Source organism: Streptomyces sp. IBSBF 2435, assembly GCF_036815005.1.
In the GTDB taxonomy this organism is placed as follows: domain Bacteria; phylum Actinomycetota; class Actinomycetes; order Streptomycetales; family Streptomycetaceae; genus Actinacidiphila.
Window position 1 is genome coordinate 1 of the sequence record NZ_JAJSYW010000367.1, and the last position, 1,905, is coordinate 1,905.

The following is a 1,905-nucleotide window of genomic DNA, read 5'->3' on the forward strand; positions in this document are numbered from 1 at the left end:
CCTCCGGTTCTGGGGCGGGGGCCTCCGTGGCTTTGCGGTGGGGCGGCGGCACTTCCGGGGACAGGGCGCCGGCATGGTGCCAGGCGTCGAGTTGCCAGCGGACTCGTTCGGCCAGGGCCAGGGTGGAGAGGCGTCCGCCGTGGGACCACAGGCGGGTCAGTTCGCGGCCGTCGGCCAGGGTGGCGGTGACCTCCACCTGGCCGCACACCGCTCCCGCCGCGGCCAGCGACCTGTGCAGGTCGTCGGCGAGTTTGCGCGCCGTGAAGATCAGCGGTTCCAGCAGGTCGGCGGGCGGGTCGAGCAGCGCCTCGACCGCGTAGGAGCGCGAGGGCACCCGGGTGTCGAGCCCGCGCAGCTCAAGGCCTCCCGCGGTACGCTGCGCCGCCGCGCCCACGGCACCGAAACGGGCCAGCACCTGGCGTACCGGCAGCGCGGCGAAGCCGCCCAGGGTCTCGATGCCCAGCCGGGGCAGCAGTTCGGCCAGCACCGGCAGGCCCAGCGTCCCGACCGGGTACGGGGCCAGGAAGTCGGCGGTACGGCCGGCGGGCACCAGCCGTCCGGCGCGGGCGGCCAGCGCGGCGGCGAAGAGGGAGTCGGCGGCCCCGACCCGTACCAGGAGGCCGGACTGTGCGGCGAGCGTACGGATCCGGTCGGCCAGCGGCTGCTCGCCGCCCGCGTAACGGGCGGGGCCGGCCGCGGGCAGTGCGGCCAGGCCCGGCCTGACCACCTCCAGCCGGGGGGTCACCGCCTCCAGCAGCCGGGCCACCCTCTCGAACGCCCGGGCCTCCGCCGCCTGGTCCCTGTCCACCAGCACCAGCCCGGGGCAGCGGGCCTGCGCCTGGCGGACCGGCATCCGCCGCCGTACTCCGGCCGCCCTGGCCGCGGCGGAACAGGCCAGTACCCGGCCGCCGGCCAGCACCGCGACCGGACCTGCCAGCCCGGTGACGGTCACCGGCCAGTCCGGGCTCCACACCACCATGACCCGGTCAGGACCGCCGGACCGCCGGGCCGCGCGGGGCGTACCGTCACGCACCGACGGCACCCAGCAGCGCGGGGCGGCCCTGCGCATCGTCCCGCCGTACGTCCACGGCGGTCGCCGTACCGTCGGGGCCCGGCAGCCAGAGAACGGCGGAACGCCCGGCCGCCGCGGCACCGCGGCCGGCCGAGCGGACCCGGACCCGGCGGCCGCGCAGCAGACCGTGCCCGGCGCCCACGCCCTCCCAGGCCGCCTCGGTGACCCGCAGCCGCACCTGGGCGCCGCTCCAGGGACCCGCGACCAGCAGCACCGCCCCCATCCGGCGCTGGAGCCCGGCGATCCTGCGGGCGGTGCGCTCCCCCGGACGGCCCAGCGGACCGACCAGGACGACGGGAACGGCCTCCATCAGCACCGCCAGCACCTGCGGCCAGTCACCGCCCGGGCGGTCCACCCACAGGCCGTACTCCAGGTCGAGCCCGGCGTCCGCGGCGGCCAGCGCCCCGAGCTGGGGCAGGCCGAGCGCGGCCCAGGTGCCGTTCCGTGCCGCGCCCGCGCCCAGGGCCAGCAGCAGCGGCAGATCCGCGTCCTCCACCGCCACCGAGGAACCGGCACGCAAGGTGCCCCCGGGCAGCAGCGACCGCAGCACGGGCAGCACCGGGAGGGCTCTCGCGGTGTCTGGCTGCGCCGGTGCACCGGCCACGGGAAGGATCGACATCAGGCCAAGAATCGAACATTCGAACGATTCTTGCAACTCTGTGACCAGGGGTTTTCCAACCCCCCTACCCCCGGCCGCAGTTGATTCGGCCACCGGCGGACGTCAGCCGGTACGGCCCCGATCCTCGGCCGTACGGTCCGGGTCGCCGCCCGTACGAGGAGTCCGGTCGCCCGCCGTACGAGCCCCGGGAGCGGCCCCCGGCCCCGACCCGGAC

The 1,905-nt window shown here is 77.1% G+C and carries 2 protein-coding genes; both read right to left on the minus strand.

The genetic code is table 11. The annotated features are described in order from the left end of the window. On the minus strand, positions 1-1,033 hold a 1,033-nt coding region (locus V7E46_RS33430; protein WP_443054429.1), incomplete at its 3' end, for a DNA polymerase Y family protein. Next, entirely contained in the window at positions 1,026-1,691 is a 666-nt protein-coding gene (locus V7E46_RS33435) for a hypothetical protein (RefSeq protein ID WP_333771910.1), read from the minus strand. The genes V7E46_RS33435 and V7E46_RS33430, both read right to left, overlap by 8 nt. Positions 1,692-1,905 lie beyond the last annotated feature (214 nt).

Excerpts from the sequence above, each read along its gene's own strand:
- V7E46_RS33435 (WP_333771910.1), bottom strand. The coding sequence starts at position 1,691 with ATGTCGATCCTTCCCGTGGCCGGTGCACCGGCGCAGCCAGACACCGCG.